This window comes from Pseudoxanthomonas suwonensis J47 (assembly GCF_000513955.1).
Taxonomy (GTDB): Bacteria; Pseudomonadota; Gammaproteobacteria; order Xanthomonadales; family Xanthomonadaceae; genus Pseudoxanthomonas; species Pseudoxanthomonas suwonensis_C.
This window is the reverse complement of the sequence record NZ_AZUZ01000009.1, coordinates 106,309-124,950: the sequence shown is the minus strand read 5'-3', so window position 1 is coordinate 124,950 and position 18,642 is coordinate 106,309. Positions and strand designations below refer to the sequence as shown.

17 protein-coding genes are annotated in these 18,642 nt (G+C 71.9%); 5 read left to right on the top strand and 12 right to left on the bottom strand.

Annotated features, from left to right (window positions below):
• Position 1: 1 nt before the first annotated feature.
• The 5 genes from M503_RS0103165 to M503_RS0103145 form a co-directional block, all read right to left on the bottom strand.
• Complete coding sequence (locus tag M503_RS0103165) at positions 2 to 1,366, bottom strand: peptidylprolyl isomerase (RefSeq protein WP_028919151.1); 1,365 nt, start codon at positions 1,364 to 1,366, stop codon at positions 2 to 4.
• Between the two features lie 4 nt (positions 1,367 to 1,370).
• Positions 1,371 to 3,674 carry an LPS assembly protein LptD gene (gene lptD / locus M503_RS0103160; RefSeq protein ID WP_028919150.1) on the bottom strand — a complete coding sequence of 768 codons (2,304 nt, stop codon included), beginning with the start codon at positions 3,672 to 3,674 and terminating at the stop codon, positions 1,371 to 1,373.
• A 117-nt stretch (positions 3,675 to 3,791) separates the two neighbouring features.
• Positions 3,792 to 4,703 carry a histone deacetylase family protein gene (locus M503_RS0103155; RefSeq protein ID WP_028919149.1) on the bottom strand — a complete coding sequence of 304 codons (912 nt, stop codon included), beginning with the start codon at positions 4,701 to 4,703 and terminating at the stop codon, positions 3,792 to 3,794.
• A 110-nt stretch (positions 4,704 to 4,813) separates the two neighbouring features.
• Positions 4,814 to 5,371, bottom strand: coding sequence for a cob(I)yrinic acid a,c-diamide adenosyltransferase (locus M503_RS0103150; RefSeq protein ID WP_024870302.1), 558 nt, complete (start codon positions 5,369 to 5,371; stop codon positions 4,814 to 4,816).
• Positions 5,372 to 5,392: 21 nt separating this feature from the next.
• Positions 5,393 to 5,983, bottom strand: coding sequence for a membrane protein (locus tag M503_RS0103145; RefSeq protein WP_028919148.1), 591 nt, complete (start codon positions 5,981 to 5,983; stop codon positions 5,393 to 5,395).
• A 95-nt stretch (positions 5,984 to 6,078) separates the two neighbouring features.
• Here M503_RS0103145 and ubiH point away from each other — a divergent pair, with 95 nt between their 5' ends.
• A complete protein-coding gene (gene ubiH, locus M503_RS0103140) occupies positions 6,079 to 7,278 on the top strand; it encodes a 2-octaprenyl-6-methoxyphenyl hydroxylase (protein ID WP_028919147.1) in 1,200 nt (399 codons plus the stop codon).
• 8 nt (positions 7,279 to 7,286) lie between these two features.
• A complete protein-coding gene (locus M503_RS0103135; RefSeq protein ID WP_028919146.1) occupies positions 7,287 to 8,465 on the top strand; it encodes a UbiH/UbiF family hydroxylase in 1,179 nt (392 codons plus the stop codon).
• A gap of 94 nt (positions 8,466 to 8,559) precedes the next feature.
• Here the strand turns inward: M503_RS0103135 and M503_RS0103130 are convergent, their stop codons facing one another.
• Both M503_RS0103130 and M503_RS0103125 read right to left on the bottom strand, forming a co-directional pair.
• Positions 8,560 to 8,952, bottom strand: a complete 393-nt coding sequence (locus tag M503_RS0103130) for a hypothetical protein (RefSeq protein ID WP_051414177.1) — start codon at positions 8,950 to 8,952, stop codon at positions 8,560 to 8,562.
• Positions 8,953 to 9,003: 51 nt separating this feature from the next.
• Positions 9,004 to 10,137: a Gfo/Idh/MocA family protein gene (locus M503_RS0103125; RefSeq protein WP_028919144.1), complete on the bottom strand. Its 1,134-nt coding sequence runs from the start codon at positions 10,135 to 10,137 to the stop codon at positions 9,004 to 9,006.
• Positions 10,138 to 10,395: 258 nt separating this feature from the next.
• Between M503_RS0103125 and M503_RS0103120 the strand changes: the two genes are divergently transcribed.
• Entirely contained in the window at positions 10,396 to 11,112 is a 717-nt protein-coding gene (locus M503_RS0103120) for a hypothetical protein (protein ID WP_028919143.1), read from the top strand.
• A gap of 594 nt (positions 11,113 to 11,706) precedes the next feature.
• Here M503_RS0103120 and rlmM read toward each other — a convergent pair.
• The 4 genes from rlmM to M503_RS0103100 all read right to left on the bottom strand — a co-directional run bounded on the left by rlmM (position 11,707) and on the right by M503_RS0103100 (position 16,223).
• Positions 11,707 to 12,762 carry a 23S rRNA (cytidine(2498)-2'-O)-methyltransferase RlmM gene (rlmM, locus tag M503_RS0103115; RefSeq protein WP_028928090.1) on the bottom strand — a complete coding sequence of 352 codons (1,056 nt, stop codon included), beginning with the start codon at positions 12,760 to 12,762 and terminating at the stop codon, positions 11,707 to 11,709.
• A gap of 17 nt (positions 12,763 to 12,779) precedes the next feature.
• Positions 12,780 to 13,340 (bottom strand): nucleoside deaminase, encoded by a 561-nt coding sequence (locus M503_RS0103110; protein ID WP_028928089.1) that lies wholly within the window; start codon positions 13,338 to 13,340, stop codon positions 12,780 to 12,782.
• A gap of 109 nt (positions 13,341 to 13,449) precedes the next feature.
• Positions 13,450 to 14,433 (bottom strand): DMT family transporter, encoded by a 984-nt coding sequence (locus tag M503_RS0103105; protein WP_051414175.1) that lies wholly within the window; start codon positions 14,431 to 14,433, stop codon positions 13,450 to 13,452.
• Positions 14,434 to 14,477: 44 nt separating this feature from the next.
• The gene (locus M503_RS0103100; RefSeq protein WP_028919139.1) at positions 14,478 to 16,223 is read right to left on the bottom strand and encodes a glutamine--tRNA ligase/YqeY domain fusion protein; all 1,746 of its coding nucleotides are present in this window, start codon (positions 16,221 to 16,223) and stop codon (positions 14,478 to 14,480) included.
• 140 nt (positions 16,224 to 16,363) lie between these two features.
• Between M503_RS0103100 and M503_RS0103095 the strand changes: the two genes are divergently transcribed.
• Together M503_RS0103095 and msrA are read left to right on the top strand one after the other, a co-directional pair.
• Positions 16,364 to 16,624, top strand: a complete 261-nt coding sequence (locus tag M503_RS0103095; RefSeq protein WP_024869066.1) for a DUF2007 domain-containing protein — start codon at positions 16,364 to 16,366, stop codon at positions 16,622 to 16,624.
• A gap of 26 nt (positions 16,625 to 16,650) precedes the next feature.
• Positions 16,651 to 17,289: a peptide-methionine (S)-S-oxide reductase MsrA gene (msrA, locus tag M503_RS0103090; RefSeq protein WP_028919138.1), complete on the top strand. Its 639-nt coding sequence runs from the start codon at positions 16,651 to 16,653 to the stop codon at positions 17,287 to 17,289.
• Positions 17,290 to 17,537: 248 nt separating this feature from the next.
• On the opposite strand, the gene M503_RS0103085 is transcribed toward msrA, so the two are convergent.
• Positions 17,538 to 18,518 (bottom strand): transaldolase, encoded by a 981-nt coding sequence (locus M503_RS0103085; RefSeq protein ID WP_028919137.1) that lies wholly within the window; start codon positions 18,516 to 18,518, stop codon positions 17,538 to 17,540.
• Between the last annotated feature and the right edge of the window lie 124 nt (positions 18,519 to 18,642).

The following is an 18,642-nucleotide window of genomic DNA, read 5'->3' as shown; positions in this document are numbered from 1 at the left end:
GTCAGCCGCCGGACGGGGGTGCGACCGGCTCGGCAGCTGCCGGGGTCGCGCCTTCGACGGCACGGTCGCCGGTCCGGAACACCACGTAGGCTTCGCCGCGCAGTTCCTGCAGGTAGCGGTTGTATTCCTCTTCCAGCTTGCGCCGGCCGATGGTGTCGCGGACCTGGGCGCGACGGTTCTCGTTGGTCACGTCGGTCTGGCGCTGGGCCACGCGCTGGATCACGTGCCAGCCGGCGTCGGTGCGGAACGGCTGCGACACCTCGCCGTCCCCGATCGCGGTGACCTGGCGGCCGAAGTCCGGACCGTAGGCATCGGCCGGGAACCAGCCCAGGTCGCCGCCCTGGCCGCGGGTGTTGTTGTCCTCGGAGGACTCGCGCGCCACTTCCTGGAAGTCGGCGCCGCCGGCGACGCGCGCGCGCAGGGTGTCGATCCTGGCCTTGGCGGTGGCGTCGTCCTGGCGGTCGTTGACCCGCACCAGGATGTGGCGGACGTGGTACTCGGTGACGGTCTGCGCCGGGGCGCCGGCGGCCGCGTCGCGCACGTCGACCAGCTGCAGCAGCTGGAAACCGCTGGGGCCGCGGATCGGGCCGAGGATCTGGCCCGGGGTCATCTCGGTGATGGCGCGGGAGAACACGCTCGGGATCTCGTCCAGCGAGCGCCAGCCCAGGTCGCCGCCTTCCAGCGCGTTGGGGCTGTCGGAGTAGCGCACGGCCGCGGCCGGGAAGGTCAGTTCGCCGCGGTCGATGACGCTGCGGATGCCTTCGATCTTGCGCTGGCCGGTGGCGATCTGGTCGGCGGTGGCGCCTTCCGGCAGCGCGACCAGGATGTGGGCCAGGCGGTACTGGGTGCCGCCGGCGGCCTGCTGGGCCAGGGCCGAGTCGACCTCCGCCTCGCTGACGTTGATGCGGCTCTGGGCGAAGCTCTGGCGCAGGCGCTGGACCATGATCTCGTCGGCCAGGGAGCGGCGGAACTCCTCGAACGACATCCCGTCCTCGGCCAGGCGCTGGCGCAGCGCGTCGACGGTCATCCCGTTCTGCTGGGCGATGGCGGCCACGGCCTGGTTGATCTCCTGGTCGCCCAGGCGGATGCCCTGGCTGCGGGCGCGGTCGACCTGCAGGCGGGTCAGGACCAGGCGCTCGAGCACCTGGCGTTCGAGGACCTCGCGCGGCGGCAGCTGGTCCTCGCGCCCGGCGTACTGCGCGGTGATGTTGCGCATGGCCAGGTCCAGCTCGCTCTGCAGGACCACGCCTTCGTCGACCACCGCGGCGATCCGCTCGATCGGCTGCAGCTGCTGCGCCGGGACGGCGGAAGTGAAGGAGCAGAGGGCGGCGGCCGCCAGGGAGAGCGCGAGAAGGCGAAGGCTCATGGACTCACGGAATGAGGTTCGGATCGTAGTCGTCCGGATCGGGCGTGGTGTTGCTGGGCGGGACCAGGTACAGGTCGTCGCGGTGGTAGCCGAGAATAGCACGGCGCAAGGTACGCTCCGTGTCCTGGCCGGCCGAACCTAGGCCCTTCAGGACGAATTCCACCTGAATGGCATTGTCCACGTCGCCCTCGCGGTTGCGCACGTAGCGGCGGGCCAGGGCCCGCACCGCGAAGCAGCAGCTGTCCCACTGCACGCCGCCGATGGCCTCCAGCAGCTTGTCGTCCTTCAGCGAGTGGTAGTAGCGGCCGACCACGCTCCAGGTGGAGTTGATCGGGTACAGGAAGGAGAAGTCGGCCTGTTCCAGCAGGTTGCGGCGGTAGCGGTAACCGATGTTGACCACGCCGTCGTTCGGCCACAGGTAGCGGGCGCGGATGCTGGCCAGGTCCTCGCGGCGGAACTTCGGGTCCCACTGGTACGAGGCGCCGAGGTTCCAGCGGTCGTTGATCATGTAGTTGGCGTCGGCCACCCAGGCCGACTTGCCCTTCTCCACCGGGGTCTCGCCCGGGGCGAGCACGCGCGAGTCCTCGAAGTAGCGGATCTGGCCGATGCTGGCCGACAGCTTCTCGCGGCCGTCGGCCTGGCGGATCAGGCGCGAGCTCAGGGCCAGGGTCAGCTGGTTGGCGTCGGTCTGGCGGTCGGCGCCGGAATAGCGGTTGTCGCGGAACAGCTGGCCCCAGCTGAAGGTGAAGGGGCGGGTGTCGAACAGCGGCAGCGCACTCTGGTCGCGGTACGGCACGTTGAGGTAGAAGATCCGCGGTTCCAGCGTGTGCAGGTAGTTCTCGCCGCCGATGCGCGCGTCGCGGTCGAAGTACACGCCCGCGTCCAGCGAGGTGATCGGCAGGCTGCGGGTCGGCGAGGTGTCGCCGCCGCGCTGGTCGGCCAGCTCGCGTTCCAGCTGGTAGCCGGTGAAGCGCCAGGCCAGGGTCGGGGTCACGTACCAGGCCGGGCCGCCGAGCCGCGCCGAGATATAGGGCTTCAGGTCCAGGCGGCTGCCGCCGGCGAACTCGGTGTGGTGGAAGTTGACCGCCTCGGCCCACAGGCCGGCGTCCAGCCAGTGGCCCAGCGGCCGCTCCCAGTTGGCGTACACGCGCGGCAGGCGGCTGTACGGCAGGTTGCGGTCGCTGAGGGTGTAGTCGGTGAGCTGGAAGTGCTCGACCATCGCCCCGGCGTTCCAGTACTGGCCCACCCCGAACACGCCGGCGGTGCTCTGCAGGTAGGACGCGGAGATGCCGGAGAGGCGGTTGGAGAAGTCCTCGACGAAGCGCTCGTCGCTGACCCAGCCGATGTTGGCGCGGGCCTGCCAGTGCCGGTTGATGTTGTGGTAGCCCTTGAACGTGAAGCGGCCGCGGTCGCGGTCGCGCAGGTCGTCGTCGGGCATGTACGCGGCCGTGATCGTGCCGCGGCCGCCGCCGTAGAGGTAGCGGAACTCGGTGTCCAGCAGCAGGCCGCGCTTGCTCATCCAGCGCGGCAGCAGGGTCATGTCGTAGTTCGGCGCCAGGTTGAGGTAGATCGGCTGGCGATAGTCGAAGCCGTTGCGCCCGGACATGCTCACCGACGGGTAGAGCAGGCCGGTCTGGCGGCGGTCGTCCACCGGGAACTTGAACCACGGCACGTACAGCACCGGGAACTTGCCCATGCGCAGCACCGCGTTGCGGGCCACGCCGAAGCCGTCGTCGCTGTCCACGTCGATCTGCTGCGCGCGCAGCTCCCACATCCGCTGGTCGGGGTCGCAGGTGCTGTAGGTGGAGTGGTGCATCTTCCCGAGCGGGCCGGTCAGCTCGATCGAGTCGGCGCCGCCATTGCCGCGGCGGTCCACCAGCTGGTAGCGGATGTTGGTGATGGTGTGGCTGTCGGTGTTCTGGTTGCCCTCGGCGCGGTCGGCGACGATGCGGATGCCGGTGTCCTGGTAGCGGACGTTGCCCTCGGCCACGTAGGTGCCGGCCTCGGTGTCCATCTGGATGCTGTCGGTGCCCAGGAACTGGTCGCCGCGCACCAGCGCGACATTGCCCTGGATCAGCGGGGTGGCACGGGTGCCGCTCTGCTCGTCGCCCTCGATGATGGTCGGCTGCTCCTCCCGCGCCGGGTCGCCCGGCTGCGCCGGCGGCGGCGCGCCCTCGAACGGGGGAATGATGTCGCCGGCCGGGCACAGGGCCCAGCTCAGGGGTTTGTCGTCCGCGGCGAAGGCAGCAACCGGCAGGCAGGCGGCGATGCTCAACGACAGCGGCAGCAGGCGCAGGGGGGATCGCAAGGCGGGGACATCCGGCCGAAAACCGCCGTAGCTTGCCGGATGTGGGTGCATACGGGCAATGAAAGGCTTCGCGGCGCGCAGGCGGGGTTCATCCCCGGGAGGGCTGGAACGGCGGCCTCAGGCGAGCAGGGCGCCGACGTGGGCGGTGGCGCATTCGGCCAGCGCCTCGATGTTGTAGCCGCCTTCCAGGGTCGACACGAGGCGGCCATCGCAGTGGCGCCGGGCGATGCCCAGCAGCTCGGTGGTGAGCCAGGCGAAGTCCTCGGCGTCGAGCATCAGGTCGGCCAGCGGATCGGCCAGGTGCGCGTCGAAGCCGGCCGAGACCAGCACCAGCTGCGGGCGGAACTCGTCCAGCCCCGGCAGCAGGGTGTCGGCCCAGGTGTTGCGGAAGCGGAAGCCGTCGCTGCCCGGCGGCAGCAGCACGTTGTGGATGTTGCCCACGCCGCGCTCGTAGACGCTGCCGGTGTGCGGGTACAGGCCGGACTGGTGGGTGCTGAAGTAGGCCACCGCCGGGTCGCGCTGGAAGATGGCCTGGGTGCCGTTGCCGTGGTGCACATCGAAGTCGACGATGGCCACCCGCTCCAGACCGTGGCGGTCGCGGGCATGGGCCGCGGCCACGGCGATGTTGTTGAACAGGCAGAAGCCCATGGCCGCGTCGGCGGTGGCGTGGTGGCCGGGCGGGCGCACGGCGCAGAAGGCGGTGCGCTCGCGGCCGTCCATCACTCCGTCGACCGCGGCGATCCCGGCACCGGCGGCGTACAGCGCGGCGCGCCCGGAGCCCGGGCCGACCACGGTGTCCGGGTCCAGCCGGTGCAGGCCTTCGGCCACTGGCGCCAGCACCTGGTCGACCAGCTCCCCGCTGTGCACGCGCAGCAGGTCGCCGCGCAGGGCCATCGGCGCCTCGCGCCACTGCAGGGCCGGCCAGGCCCGGCCCAGCGCGTCGAGGACCGCGCGCAGGCGCTGCGGGCATTCGGGGTGGTCCGGACCGGTGTCGTGTTCGAGGCAGGCCGGATGGGTATAGGCGAGCATTGGCCCACCGTAACCCGGCGGCAAGGCAGGGCGCCATCCGCTTTTGGTGGGAGGGGAAAACGGCGGGAGAACCGGGGATTCCCCGATGGGCGGGCAGGCCCGCCCGGGGTTCAGGCGTGGCGGCGCGCGTGCTGCCAGATCACCTCGCCCTGGCCATCGGCGCGGGCCAGCACCCGGGCGAGCACGAACAGCAGGTCGGACAGGCGGTTGAGGTAGCGCACGGCCTCGGCGCGCACGGTTTCCGCGCGCGACAGGGCCACGGTGGCGCGTTCGGCGCGGCGGACGATGGTGCGGGCCAGGTGGCAGCGCGCCGCGGCCTCGCCGCCGGCCGGGAGGATGAAGTCCTTCAGCGGCGGCAGGTCGGCGTTCCAGTGGTCGAGGTGACGCTCCAGCGCGTCCACATCCTCGCCCTGGATGGCGGCGTGGCCGGGGATGCACAGCTCGCCGCCGAGGTCGAACAGCTGGTGCTGGACCGCGGTCAGCAGCTCGCGGATGCCGTCCGGCACGCCCGGCGCGGCCAGCACTACGCCGATGGCCGAGTTGGCCTCGTCGACCGTGCCGTAGGCCTCGACCCGCAGCGAATCCTTGCCGGTGCGGCTGCCGTCGCCCAGCCCGGTGCTGCCGTCGTCACCGGTGCGGGTATAGATCTTCGACAGGCGGTTGCCCATGCGGACGCAACCGGCCGCCGGTCAGCGCTGCGCGGCGCGGACGCCGCGCACCAGCGGGGCGATGCGCTCGGCGGCGACCTGCAGCACCGCGGCGATGGCGGTGTAGGCGGCGGCGGTGCCCATGTAGCCCGGCAGCCAGTCGTTGAAGTTCTTCCACCAGCCGGCCACGGTCGGCTCGGCGACCACGCCGCTGTACCAGTAGAAGGTGCCCTGGGCGACGAACTGGCAGGCGACCACGGCGACCACGAAGGCGCCGAGCAGGCGGCCGGCCTGGGCCAGGCTGGCGCCGGTGTAGCGGCTGCGCAGCCACGAACCGCCGGCCCACAGCAGGCCGTAGGCCGGGATCAGGCCCCAGTAGGCGGCCGAGACGCAGTAGTGGTCCCAGAACGAGGCGGCATGGCGCGAGATGACCATCCAGTCGATGCCCATCGCCAGCGCCATCAGCAGCGGGAACACCCAGCGGCCCCAGCCGCGCAGCAGGAAGCCGCCGACGAAGAACGCCGCCCAGGTCGCGTCCGGCGGCGAGAAGTGGTCGAACGCGTGCGCGCGCGAGGCGGCCATCAGCAGGGCCAGGACGAACAGGATGAAGAAGCGGGACGTGTTGGCGGTCATGGCGCGCGGCTCGTGAAGGCTCGGCCCGCATTCTAGCCGAGCGCGACCGGGCGCGGCGCGACGGAGGCGTGCATGCGCCCGCGTATCATGTGCGGATGATCCGAACCCATGACGTGCTCATCGTCGGCGGCGGCCTGGTCGGCGCCAGCCTGGCGATCGCCCTCGACGGCCTGCCGCTGGACGTGGCGATGGTCGAAGCCACCCCGCCGGGCGACCTGCCGGCGGTGTTCGACCAGCGCAACCTGAGCCTGGCCGCCGCCTCGGTGAACGCCCTCGGCGCGCTGGGCGTGATGCAGGAGCTGCGCGCCCCGGCCGGGCCGATCCGCCGCATCCACGTCAGCCGCGCCGGCGATTTCGGCAGCGTGCGCCTGGAAGCCTCCGACTACGGCCGCGAGGCCTTCGGCCAGGTGGTGGTGGCGCGCGATTTCGGCGAAGCCCTGGAGGCGCGCCTGGCGCAGCTGCCACGCCTGGTCCGCTACCGCCCGGCGCGCTTCGTCGCGCTGGAAGGCGAGGACGGCGAGGCGCGCGGCGTGCGCCTGGCCACCGCCGAGGGCGAGCTGCAGCTGCGCGCGCGCCTGGTGGTCGCGGCCGACGGTACCCGCAGCGGCCTGCGCGAGGCGCTGGGCATCGGTACCCGCACCCACGACTACGGCCAGACCCTGTTCGTCGCCCGCGTGCGCGGCGAGCGTGCGCCCGACGGCACCGCGTTCGAACGCTTCACCGACAGCGGCCCGACCGCGCTGCTGCCGCGCGGCGACCGCGCCTTCGGCGTGGTCCACGGCGTGCCCACCGCGCAGGCCGCGGAGGTGGCGGCGCTGGACGAGGCCGGCTGGCTGGCGCGGATCCAGCAGGTGTTCGGCTGGCGCGCCGGGCGCCTGGTCGCCTCGGGCGAACGCAGCGCCTATCCGATCGCCGCGGTCGTCGCCGACGAGCTGGTCGCGCCGCGCGCGGTGCTGCTGGGCAACGCCGCCCAGACCATCCATCCGATCGGCGCGCAGGGCTTCAACCTGGGCCTGCGCGACGCGCTGACCCTGGCCGAGCTGCTGCGCGCGCACGCAGGCGATCCCGGCGAGGCGGCGCTGCTGCAGCGCCACGCACAACGGCGCAGCGAGGACCGCGAACGCACCCTGGCCTTCTCGCATGGGCTGGCACGGATCACCGGCAATGCCTCGCCGCTGCTGCGCCCGTTGCGCAGCCTCGGCCTGCTGGCCGCCGACCGCGCGGGCTGGCTGCAGGCCTGGCTGGTGGGCGGGGCGATGGGCTTCCGCGGCGACGTGCCGGAGCTGTGCCGATGACGGGCTACATGAGAAGCGGTGCACGCCTCGACGTGGCGATCGCCGGCGGCGGCGTGGTCGGCGCGGCCTGTGCGCTGGCCCTGGCCCGCGCCGGGCTGGAGGTGGCCCTGGTCGAACCGCGCCCGGCGGCGCGCTGGTCGGCTGCGCAGCCGGACCTGCGCGTATACGCGCTGGCGCCGGACAACGCCGCGCTGCTCGGGCGCCTGGGCGTGTGGCCGCAGGTGCTGGCCGCGCGCGCGCAGCCGTATCGGCGCATGCGCGTATGGGACGCGGCCGGCGGCGGCGAACTCGCCTTCGATGCCGCGGCGATGGCCCGCGACGAACTGGGCTGGATCGTCGAGAACGACCTGCTGGTCGACCGCCTGTGGGCGGCGCTGGCGTCCGCCGGCGTGCAGCTGCACTGCCCGGCGCGGGTCGAGGCGATGGAGCAGGACGCCGCCGGCGTGCGCCTGACCCTCGACGACGGCAGCCGCCTGGAAGCGCGGATCGCGGTGGCCGCCGACGGTGGCGCCTCGAAGCTGCGCGCGCTGGCCGGGCTGGATGTGGATGCGCACGACTACGGCCAGCGCGGCGTGGTCTGCTTCATCGAGACGGAGCGCCCGCACGAGGACACCGCCTGGCAGCGTTTCCTGGCGACCGGTCCGCTGGCGCTGCTGCCGTTCACCGGAGGCCGCAGTTCCATCGTCTGGACCCTGCCCGACGCCGAAGCGGCGCGGGTGCTGGCGCTGGACGAGGACGCCTTCGCGATCGAACTGACCGACGCCTCGGCGGCGCGCCTGGGCAAGGCGCGCGCGGTGTCGGCGCGCGCCGCGTTCCCGCTGCGCCGGCAGCTGGTGCGCCAGCAGGTGGCCGGGCGCGTGCTGGTGCTGGGCGACGCGGCCCACGTGGTGCATCCGCTCGCCGGCCAGGGCGTGAACCTGGGCCTGCGCGACGTGTCCGCGCTGGCGGCGGAGATCGCCGACGCGCAGGCGCGCCGCGCCGACTGGACCGCGGAGCACCGCCTGCAGCGCTGGGCACGGCGCCGGCGCAGCGACAACACCGTCTCGGCCTACGCCTTCGAAGGCATCAACCGCCTGTTCTCCAACGCCGATCCGCTGGCGACGCTGGCGCGCGGCCCGCTGCTGGGCCTGGCCGGGCGCCTGCCGCCGCTGCAGCGCGCGCTGTGGCGGCACGCCGCGGGCGTCTGACGCGGGCCTCGTCCCAACAGCCGGCTCCCGCGAACCGCGGAGCCGGTTGGCATCGCTGCACGGGCCTTGTCGCGGCAACGCGGCGATGTCGTAGCTACAGGATCCAGCCGGTGAGCTCGTCGCGGTCCAGCCGCCCGTCGCGGTTCGCATCGAGCTGGTCGAAGGCGCGCAGCAGGTAGCGGTCGACCGCGCCCGCCTCGCCGCGTTCGACGAAGCCGTCGCCGTCGGCATCGAGCTGGCCGAACTCGTAGCGGTCGCCGCCGACCAGGCTGTCCGGTTCCAGCGAACGCACGATGATCTTCTGCCCGTGCTCGCGCTCGATCACCACCATGCCGGTCTGGCGTTGCAGCGGCTGGTCGGCCGGGGTGGCCGGCGGAGGCGGCAGGGGCAGCGGCGTGGCCGGGACGGCGGAGTGGGCGGTGCAGGCCGCCGCCAGCAAGGTGGCGGCGAGGGCAGGGCGGGAGAGGATGGCGGGACGCGGCTTCATGGCCGCAACGCTAGGCAGCGGCGGGTGAAGCGGGCTTGAACCGCGGCACCGCTACAGCGCGATCCGCCGCCCGCCATCGCGGGCGGAGGCATAGACCGCATCGACCACGCGCATGTCGCGCACGCCTTCCTCGCCCGGTACCAGCGGCGCGGTGCCCTGCAGGATCGCCAGCGCGTCGTCGTCCATCTGCTTCGCCTGCTGGTGCGGCACCGCGTCGGCGAAGGCCTGGCCGTCGCTGGTGCGGCCCTTGAGGCCGTCATAGGTCTGGAACGGCGACAGTTCGTACCAGCCACGTTCGCAGTCGGCGCGCAGGGTGTTCATGTTGCGGCCGAAGCTGGTCGCGCATTCGGCGACCAGGCCACCGGGGAATTCGAGGGTGAAGAACATCGTCTCGTCCACGCCCTCGAACAGGTGCGGGCGGTGGATCTCCTGGCGCGCGGTGACCGCCACCGGTTCCTGGCCGGTGACGTAGCGGGCGGCGTTGAGCGAGTAAACGCCCATGTCGTACATCGCGCCGCCGCCGTGCTGCGGCAGCAGGCGCCACGGCTTGTTGGCCGGATCCACGTCGTCGTAGGCATGGAAACCGGCTTCGGCGCGCACCTTGAGGATGCGCCCGTACGGTTTCTCGCGTGCCATCGCCATCAGCCGGCGCGTGTTCGGTTCGTGCTGCAGGCGGTAACCGATGGTCAGCTGCACGCCGGCCTTGCGGCAGGCGTCGACCATGTCCTGCGCCTCGGCGGCGTTCATCGCCATCGGCTTCTCGCACCACACGTGCTTGCCCGCGGCCGCCGCGCGCAGGGTCAGCGGCTTGTGCAGGTCGTTCGGCGTGGCGATGTAGACCGCCTGGATGTCCGGGTTGTCGGCGATGCGGTCGAAGTCGTCGTAGCTGTAGACGTTCGCGTCGGGAATGCCGTGCTTGCGCTGCCACTCGGGGATCTTTTCCGGCGAGCCGGTGACGATGCCGGCGAGGTGGCAATGCTTGGTCTGCTGCAGGCCGGGCGCGAGCAGGTGGGTGGCGTAGTAGCCCAGGCCCACCAGGGCCACGCCGATGGATTCCCTGCCCCGCTTCGCGGTCGCACCCGCATCCTTCGACGGCGCGGCCGCGAAGGCCGGCAGGGAAGTGCCGATGCCTGCGGCGGCCATCGTGGCCAGCAGCTGGCGGCGGGTCATCGCGGGTGCCTGCATGGTGTCCCTCCTGCGCCCGCCGGGGCGGCGGCTGCGCCAACCATAGGGCGCATGGGCGCGCACCGCCACTGCCAGGTGCGCATGCCATGCATGCCGGACGCGAATAGCGTGATCTTCCGCCGCCCTTCATGCGGGTAACCGGCCACCACACGCCCCCGTATGACGACGGCATAACCACGGCCGCTTACCATCCGGCCTCCAGTCCCGGCCCGTGCGACGGCAGCGGCGGATACTGCGGCACCGAGGAGGCAACGCCCCATGCAGCAACTGGAACTCAAGGACCCGGCGGGCTTCGCCGCGGAATTCATGCGGCAGACGCAGCTGCAGGGCTTCGGCTCGCTAAGCAAGCGCGACCTGGAACTGCTGGTCTACGTGCTGCTCGAGCGCGACGGTGCGATCGACCGTAACGCCAGCAACCACGCCGCCGCCCAGCAGCTGCGGGTGACCCCGGCAAAGCTGCGCGCGCTGCGCCGCGACGGCTATGCGCGCTGGCGCCAGCTGGTCGCCGAACCGGTCGATGTGGCGCTGCGTCGCGTGCTCTCGCACGTGCTGGACGAGGCCAACCTGCGTTCCGGCAGCCGCCACGTCAGCGAGCGCAGCCGCAAGGACGGGTTCCTGGCGGTGCGGGTGGAACATCCGGACGACCGCCAGCTGTTCGAGCAGGCCATCCTCGATGCCGGCGGGCTGCCCGTGTATGAGCGCAACCGCGAGGTGCTGGCGGTGCGTTTCGACACGCTGGTGGCGCTGGCCGAGAAGGCCGGCTTCCTGCAGCAGGACACCGAGGCGATGGTGAAGGAGCTGCGCAAGCTCGCACCCGGCTCCGAGGAACTGGCCGACCTGCTGCGCAAGGACGTCACCAAACTGCGCTGGGAAGACGCCCGCAACGCCCTCAACAGCCTCGGTGCGAAAGCGGTCTCCAGCAGTGCCGAAGGCGCGGTGAAGGGACTGCTGAAGCTGGTATTCCCGTTCCTCTGAGCTTCGCACTCCCCTCTCCCGCCGGGAGAGGGGCAGGGGGGTGAGGGTCGGGAGCCGGCAAGCACCCTCGTTCGCCGTGGCGAGGGCTCCTGCTCGGGCTGATCCGCTCGTTGGGCGGTAACAGCTTTGGGTTGCGCGAGCTTTGGACGGAGCCGCGGCAGCGCGGGGGTATGCCGCATCGCGCGGTTCCGCGTCCTGCTCCAACGCGCGACCGCGGCACATCCATGTGCCGCTTGCGGCATACCCCCGCGCTACCGCGCCTTCCGGCGCTTCCAGGTCGTGGCTTCGCTCTTGCTCCCCTCTCCCTCCGGGAGAGGGGCTTTTGCACTGCGCGCCCCCATAGAAGCCCCCCGCCTCAACGCACCCCGAGGACGCCGGCCCAAGGGGGGTATGGCGCAAGCAGGCCATGGATGGCCTGCGCTCGCGCGTTGGAGCCATGGATGGCGGAACCGCGCGATGCGCCATACCCCCCTTGGGGCGGCGGCCCCATCCGGAGCCCGCGCAAACCAACGCCGTTGCCGTTGCCGTTGCTGTTGCTGTCGTTGCTGTTGCTGTCGTTGTTACTGCTGTTGCTTCCGCCGCCGTAACCGCCAGTTACGACGCTGGCGTCGCGAACACCGTGATCTCCTCACGGTCGTGGTAGAGCTGGCGCGCGCGCACCGTCAGCGGCTTGGCGGCCTGTGCCTGGAACAGGTCCAGGCACAGCCGCGTCTCCTGCCAGCGCTTCTTCATCGGCAGCTTGAGGTTGAACACCGCATGCCGGCACCAGCCCTCGCGGAACCACTGCGCCATGCGCGCCGCGACCTTGCTCGGCTGCTCGACCATGTCGCAGACCATCCAGTCCAGCGGGCGCGCCGGATGCCAGTGGAAACCGTCGGCACGCAGGTGCTCGACCAGGCCGGTGTCCAGCACGTGCTGGCGCAGCGGCCCGTTGTCGACCGAGGTCACCCGCAGGTGGTGGCGGGTCAGCACCCAGGTCCAGCCGCCCGGCGCCGCACCGAGGTCGGCGGCGGTCATGCCCGCGCGCAGCAGGCGCTCGCGTTCGCCGGCGTCGAGCAGGACCATGAACGCCTCTTCCAGCTTCAGCGCCGAACGCGACGGCGCGTCCGGATGCAGCTTCAGCCGCGGAATGCCCAGCGGCCACGGCGAACTGTCCTGCGGATCGGCCAGCGCCAGCAGCGCGTGGTTGCCGGCGAGGAAGCACACGTGCAGGCGCGGCAGCCGCGCGTCTTCCCTGGCGGAGAGCAGGCCGGCCTTGCGCAGTGCCGGACGCAGCGCATTGCCGAAGGCGCGCGCCAGCCCGGACAGCGGCTTGCCCGCATCCGAATCCGGATGCTCGACCCACACATCGCCCAACCGCAGATCCGCCGGCAGCGCAGCCAGCAGCGGTGCCAGCCGGTCCTTCGGATCGAGGTCGCGCAGCTCGGCGAGCAGGCGCAGCTTCTGCCGGGCGAAGACCAGGTCGCGGAACGGCAGGGCGCGCGCCAGCGCCTGCGCGTCGGCCTCCCCGCCGGTGACGAACAGCACGTAGCCGTCGTCGCGCGTGGCCCGCGCATAGCCGGCGATGCCGGCCGCGGCGGCGCGCTCGCCCAGTTCCGCGGCCAGTTCCGGTTCGAATCCCTGCCGGCAGTAGCCCAGCAATCCGTGCACGTGCATCCGCCGTGGCCTCAGTAGTTCTCGCCGCCGCCTTCGCCGTAGGCGCGCAGCACGGCGCAGGCGTCGGTGCGCAGGATGTCGCGGACCACGGCGATGCCGCGGCGTTCGAGTTCGCCGGTCCAGTCGGCCGGCAGCGGGCCTTCGTCGAACTCGGTCAGTTCCATCACGTCCTCGGCGCGGGCGCCGATCAGCAGGCGGTCGATGCCGGCCCAGATCGTGGCGCCGTAGCACTGGCAGCACGGCTGCGAGGAGGTGGCCAGGGTCACCGGCGAGACCACGTCGTTGAGGCGCGGCGTCTGCAGGCGCTGCTGCGCCAGCATGTAGGCCATGTTCTCCGCGTGTGCCAGCGAGGTGGTGTGCGGCACCACGCGGTTGACGCCGGCGGCGATCACCCGGTCGTCCGGCCCGAACACCACCGCGCCGAACGGCCCGCCGCTGCGCGCCTCGACATTGCGCCGCGACAGTTCGATCGCCAGCGCGACCTTGTCCTCGTCGGAGGCATAGGTCGCCGCCGGATCGAAGGCCTCGTGGATCCAGGCGGGGAGAGTGAGGTGGACCTGGGCGTAAAGCATGCGTAACCGGGGGAAAGCGTTGGGGGAAGCGTGCAGTGTACGTGTTGCGCCACGGGCTGGCCGTAGCCGTCGCCGGCGCGCGCAGCCAAGCGGCATGCCGGAGCGGGGGTCAGCCGGCGTGTTCCGGCGCCACGTGGCTCGCATGCAGCGAGGCGCACCACAGCACGCCGGCGATCAGGCAGGCGATCGCCAGCAGTTCCAGCAGGCTGGGCAGGCGCAGCTCCCACAGGAAGCCGTAGAGCAGGGCGAACACCGTCTCGAACACGATCATCTGCCCGGCCAGGCTCAGCGGCAGCAGGCGGCTGGCGCGGTTCCAGAAGGCGTTGCCGATCACCGAGGCGAACAGCGCCAGCGCCGCCGACACGCCCCAGAAGCGCGGCCAGTCGCCGGCGCCGTGCCCACCGGCCACCGCAAACGCGGGGACGACCAGCAGCAGGGCCACGCCGCCGGTGGCCACGCCGGTCAGCAGCGACCAGTCGCGGCCGGAGATGTCCGGGCGCCGCGCCAGCCAGCGCGCATTGACCACCGAATAGGCCGACCACGACAGCAGCGCGCCGGCGGCGCAGAGCAGGCCGAGCGCGCGGCCTGCCTGGCCGGTGGCCATGCCGCGGCCGGCGTGCATGGCGTCGATCGCGACCAGGACCATGCCCAGCACCGACAGCACGCAGGGTCCGGCCAGCGCGCGCAGCGAAGGCCCGCGGCGGTTGCGCGCGAACACGCTGGCGACGGTCACCACCACCGGCACCAGGCCGACGATCAGCGCGGTGGCCGCGCCGCCGGCGGAATGGATCGCGCGCGCCAGCAGGACGAAGTAGACGAGGTTGCCGAGCAGGCTCAGGCGGACCAGCGCCCACCATTCCGTCGCGCCGACATGCGAGGTCGCCGCGCGCCAGCGCGGCAGCAGCACGACCAGCGCGAGCAGGCCATAGGCGAGGTAGCGGGCGACCGCCTGCTGCAGCGGCGTGAACGCGGCCAGCAGCTGCGGCGCCAGGAACACCAGGCCCCACAGCGCGCCGGCGGCCACGCCGCTCCACACGCCACGGGCCAGGTGCGCTTCGCGGCGGGGGGTGTCCGCGGGCGTGGATGGAGACATGCGGTGGTGCCGGCCGGCGCGAAGCCGGCCAGGCCTCCTCGGGCTCAGCCGGCCCAGGTGTCGCGCAGGGTCACGCTGCGGTTGAACACCGGGACTTCGGCGGTGTGATCGTAACGGTCGGCGACGAAGTAGCCGGTGCGCTCGAACTGGAACGACTGCTCGGGGGCGGCCTGGGCCGCGGCCGGCTCGACCCAGCCGCGCACGATCTTCTTCGACTCCGGGTTGAGATGATCGCGGTAGGTCTTGCCCTCGGACTCGTCGTCGGGCTTCTCCACCGAGAACAGGCGGTCGTACAGGCGGATCTCCGCGGCCACCGCATGCTTCGCGCTGACCCAGTGGATGGTGCCCTTGACCTTGCGGTTGGCGCCTTCCATGCCCGGGCGCGACTCCGGATCCAGCCAGCCACGCAGCTCGACCACGTTGCCCGCCTCGTCCTTCACCACCTCGTCGATGCGGACGATGCCGGCGCCGCGCAGGCGGGCCTCGCCGCCCGGGACCAGGCGCTTCCAGCCCTTCGGCGGCACCTCGGCGAAATCCTCGCGCTCGATCCACAGCTCGCGCGAGAACGGCACTTGGCGCTCGCCCTGGCTCTCGTCCTTGGGGTGGTTCGGGAAGGTCAGCGATTCCTCGTGGCCTTCCGGCAGGTTGGCCAGCACCAGCTTGAGCGGGTCGATCACCGCCATGCGCCGCGGCGCGCTGGCGTCCAGGTCCTCGCGCAGGCAGCCCTCGAGCACCGAGAAGTCGATCACCGAGTTCTGCTTGGAGATGCCGACGCGGTCCACCAGCAGGCGCAGCGAGGCCGGGGTGTAGCCGCGGCGGCGAAGGCCCTGCAGGGTGTACATGCGCGGGTCGTCCCAGCCGTCGACCAGGCCCTCGCCGACCAGCTGGGTCAGCTTGCGCTTGCTCATCACCGTGTAGTTGATGTTCAGGCGCGAGAACTCGATCTGGCGCGGCTTGCCCGCTTCCTTCGGCAGGCCCTTGGCGACCAGCGGCTCGAGCAGGTCGGGGTTGCCGGCCAGGTCGACGTTGTCCACGCACCAGTCGTACAGGGGGCGGTGGTCCTCGAACTCCAGCGTGCACAGCGAATGGGTGATGCCCTCGATGGCGTCGCCCAGGGCGTGGGCGAAGTCGTACATCGGGTAGATGCACCAGCCGTCGCCGGCGATCGGGTGCGGGATGTGCTTGATCCGGTACAGGGCCGGGTCGCGCAGGTTGATGTTGCCGCTGGCCATGTCGATCTTCGCGCGCAGGGTGCGCGCGCCGTCCGGGAACTCGCCGGCGCGCATGCGCCGGAACAGGTCCAGGTTCTCCTCGACGCTGCGCTCGCGGTACGGCGAGTTGCGGCCCGGCTCGGTCAGGGTGCCACGGTAGGTGCGCACTTCCTCGGCCGACAGGTCGCAGACGAAGGCCTTGCCGTCCCGGATCAGCTTCTCGGCGGCCAGGTAATAGACCTCGAAGTAGTCCGAGGCGTGGCGCAGGCTGGCCCAGTCGAAGCCCAGCCAGCGCACGTCGTCCTGGATGGCGCGCACGAACTCGGGGTCTTCCTTGGCCGGGTTGGTGTCGTCGAAGCGCAGGTTGCAGCGCCCGCCGAACTCGGCGGCCACGCCGAAGTCCAGGCAGATCGCCTTGGCGTGGCCGATGTGCAGGTAGCCGTTGGGCTCGGGCGGGAAGCGGGTGCGGATGGCGGTGTGCTTGCCGCTGGCCAGGTCCTCGCGGACGATCTGGCGGATGAAGTCGCGCTTCTCGGGAGCGGCGTCGGCGGGCGTGGGCGTGTCGGCAGGCAGGGACATGGGGCGCGGGGGCTGCGAAGGCAAACCGCAAGTTTAGCCGAGCGCCGCCCCCGCCGGGCCGCGGCGCCTGCGCCGTTCAGGGCGGGAATCCCGGCCGGGCGTATGCTCGGGACAGGCCCCCCATTCCCCCTTGAGCCCGCATGCAGGTCGCCTACCGCGCCAACAACCTGATCGACGCCCACCTGGCCAGGCACGTGCTGGAGGACGCCGGGATTCCCGCGTTCGTGTTCGGCGAGAACCTGCTGGGCGGGGCCGGCGAGCTGCCGCTGTTCGGGGTGCTGCGGGTCTGCGTGCCCGACTCCTCGTTGCCCGAGGCCGACGCTGCGTTGCGCGCGGCGGGCTTGCGCGACGATCCGCAGGACCCCATCCCGGAGGCCGAACCCGGCCTGCTGCCGGCCTGAAGGAGCCCCCCATGAACCTGGAATCCCTGCTGGGCATCGGCGCGCACAAGCAGCGCATGCCGCGCGCGGAAGACCTGCTGCCGGGCCGCGACACGCCGCTGCCGCTGCACAACGCGCACCACGTCCATGGCCGGCCCCTGCGCGGGGATTTCCCCGGCATGGAGGTGGTCGAATTCGGCCTGGGCTGTTTCTGGGGCGCCGAGCGCAAGTTCTGGCAGGTGCCGGGGGTGTTCACCACGGCGGTCGGCTATGCCGGCGGCGGGACGCCCAACCCGACCTACGAGGAAGTCTGTTCCGGGCGCACCGGGCACGCGGAGGTGGTGCGGGTGGTCTACGACCCGGCGCAGGTGGACTTCGGGACCCTGCTGAAGGTGTTCTGGGAAAGCCACGATCCGACCCAGGGCATGCGCCAGGGCAACGACGTCGGCACCCAGTACCGCTCGGCCATCTACAGCCACACGCCCGCCCAGCACGCAGCGGCGCAGGCCAGCCTCGAGGCCTACCAGGCCGACCTTCGCGCGGCCGGCTATCCGCCGATCACCACGGAGATCGTGTATCCGGCGCCGCCGTTCTACTACGCCGAGGACTACCACCAGCAGTACCTGTCGAAGAATCCGCAGGGCTACTGCGGACTGGGCGGGACCGGGGTTTCCTGCGCGATCTGAGAAGATCCGTTCGTGGAAAGTGGAGGCCGCCCTTGGGGGCGGCCTGCCCGCAACGGGCAGTCGTCGCCCGGACAAGGCCGCAGGCCGCATCCGGGGGAAGATGTGGCGGCATTCCCGGAATCCATGCGCCTGCCGTAAGCCGGCTCCGGATGCGCTTGCTTGTCCGGGCTACGGACGCCCTCGCATAAAGGAAAAGGCCGCCCATGGGGCGGCCTTTCTTTTCGTTGGCGGGTAGCCCGACGCGCCCGTCAGGCCTGCAGGCGCTGGGCGATGTCGGCGCGCAGGGCGTCGAGGTCCTTGGCGAAGGCGGCGATGCCTTCGGCGAGCTTCTCGCTGGCCATGGCGTCGGCGGCCAGGTCGGCGGCGAAGCTGGTTTCGGTGACCGGGGCGATGGTGCGCTCCTCGCGCGGCACCGGCGAGAGCTTGCGTTCGACATGGCCGGTCGAGCCGTCGAGCTGCTCGAGCAGGTCCGGCGAGATGGTCAGGCGGTCGCAGCCGGCCAGCGCCAGCACCTGGTCGACCGAGCGGAACGAGGCGCCCATCACCACGGTGGCGGCGCCGCGCTTCTTGAACTCGGTGTAGACGCCGCGCACGAACTGCACGCCCGGGTCCTCGTCGATGGTCGCCGGCACCTGGCCGCGCGCCTTGTACCAGTCGAGGATGCGGCCGACGAAGGGCGAGATCAGGAACGCGCCGGCCTCGGCGCAGGCGATGGCCTGGGTGGGGTTGAAGATCAGGGTCAGGTTGCAGTCGATGCCTTCGGCCTGCAGCTCGCGCGCGGCCTCCACGCCTTCCCAGGTGGCGGCGACCTTGATCAGGATCTTCTCGCGCGGCACGCCGCGTTCGGCGTACATGGCGATGAACTTGCGCGCCTTGGCGACGGTGGCGGCGGTGTCGTGGGCGAGGTCGGCGTCGACCTCGGTGGAGACGCGGCCGGGGACGAGGGCGCTGAGCATGGTGCCGACGCCGACGGTCAGGCGGTCGGCGACTTCGTCGACCAGCGCCTTGCGGTCGCCGTCCTGGCCGCGCGCCCAGGCCAGCTCGCGCTCGATCAGCTCCGCGTAGACCGGCAGGGCCAGCGCCTTCTTCACCAGGGTCGGGTTGGTGGTGCAGTCGACCGGGCGCAGGCGCACGATCGCGTCGTAGTCGCCGGTGTCGGCCACGACGACGGACAGTTCGCGCAGCTGCTGCAGGCGGGAGGGGGCGGAGGCTTGGGCGGTGGCGGTCATCGGAATCGCAATGGCTCGGGGGACAGGGAAGACTGTCCATCCTAGCCTGCCTGCCGCCCCGCGTCGCCCACCTCTGCTTCACGCGCAGGCCGTTGTTGCTGCAACCTTTTTCCGTCCGCTGGCG

Bases quoted from the DNA above. Each gene is read 5' to 3' on its own strand.
- M503_RS0103165 (WP_028919151.1), bottom strand. From the start codon at position 1,366: ATGAGCCTTCGCCTTCTCGCGCTCTCCCTGGCGGCCGCCGCCCTCTGC.
- M503_RS0103155 (WP_028919149.1), bottom strand. From the start codon at position 4,703: ATGCTCGCCTATACCCATCCGGCCTGCCTCGAACACGACACCGGTCCG.
- M503_RS0103150 (WP_024870302.1), bottom strand. From the start codon at position 5,371: ATGGGCAACCGCCTGTCGAAGATCTATACCCGCACCGGTGACGACGGC.
- M503_RS0103145 (WP_028919148.1), bottom strand. From the start codon at position 5,983: ATGACCGCCAACACGTCCCGCTTCTTCATCCTGTTCGTCCTGGCCCTG.
- ubiH (WP_028919147.1), top strand. From the start codon at position 6,079: ATGATCCGAACCCATGACGTGCTCATCGTCGGCGGCGGCCTGGTCGGC.
- M503_RS0103135 (WP_028919146.1), top strand. From the start codon at position 7,287: ATGAGAAGCGGTGCACGCCTCGACGTGGCGATCGCCGGCGGCGGCGTG.
- M503_RS0103130 (WP_051414177.1), bottom strand. From the start codon at position 8,952: ATGAAGCCGCGTCCCGCCATCCTCTCCCGCCCTGCCCTCGCCGCCACC.
- M503_RS0103125 (WP_028919144.1), bottom strand. From the start codon at position 10,137: ATGCAGGCACCCGCGATGACCCGCCGCCAGCTGCTGGCCACGATGGCC.
- M503_RS0103120 (WP_028919143.1), top strand. From the start codon at position 10,396: ATGCAGCAACTGGAACTCAAGGACCCGGCGGGCTTCGCCGCGGAATTC.
- M503_RS0103110 (WP_028928089.1), bottom strand. From the start codon at position 13,340: ATGCTTTACGCCCAGGTCCACCTCACTCTCCCCGCCTGGATCCACGAG.
- M503_RS0103105 (WP_051414175.1), bottom strand. From the start codon at position 14,433: ATGTCTCCATCCACGCCCGCGGACACCCCCCGCCGCGAAGCGCACCTG.
- M503_RS0103100 (WP_028919139.1), bottom strand. From the start codon at position 16,223: ATGTCCCTGCCTGCCGACACGCCCACGCCCGCCGACGCCGCTCCCGAG.
- M503_RS0103095 (WP_024869066.1), top strand. From the start codon at position 16,364: ATGCAGGTCGCCTACCGCGCCAACAACCTGATCGACGCCCACCTGGCC.
- M503_RS0103085 (WP_028919137.1), bottom strand. From the start codon at position 18,518: ATGACCGCCACCGCCCAAGCCTCCGCCCCCTCCCGCCTGCAGCAGCTG.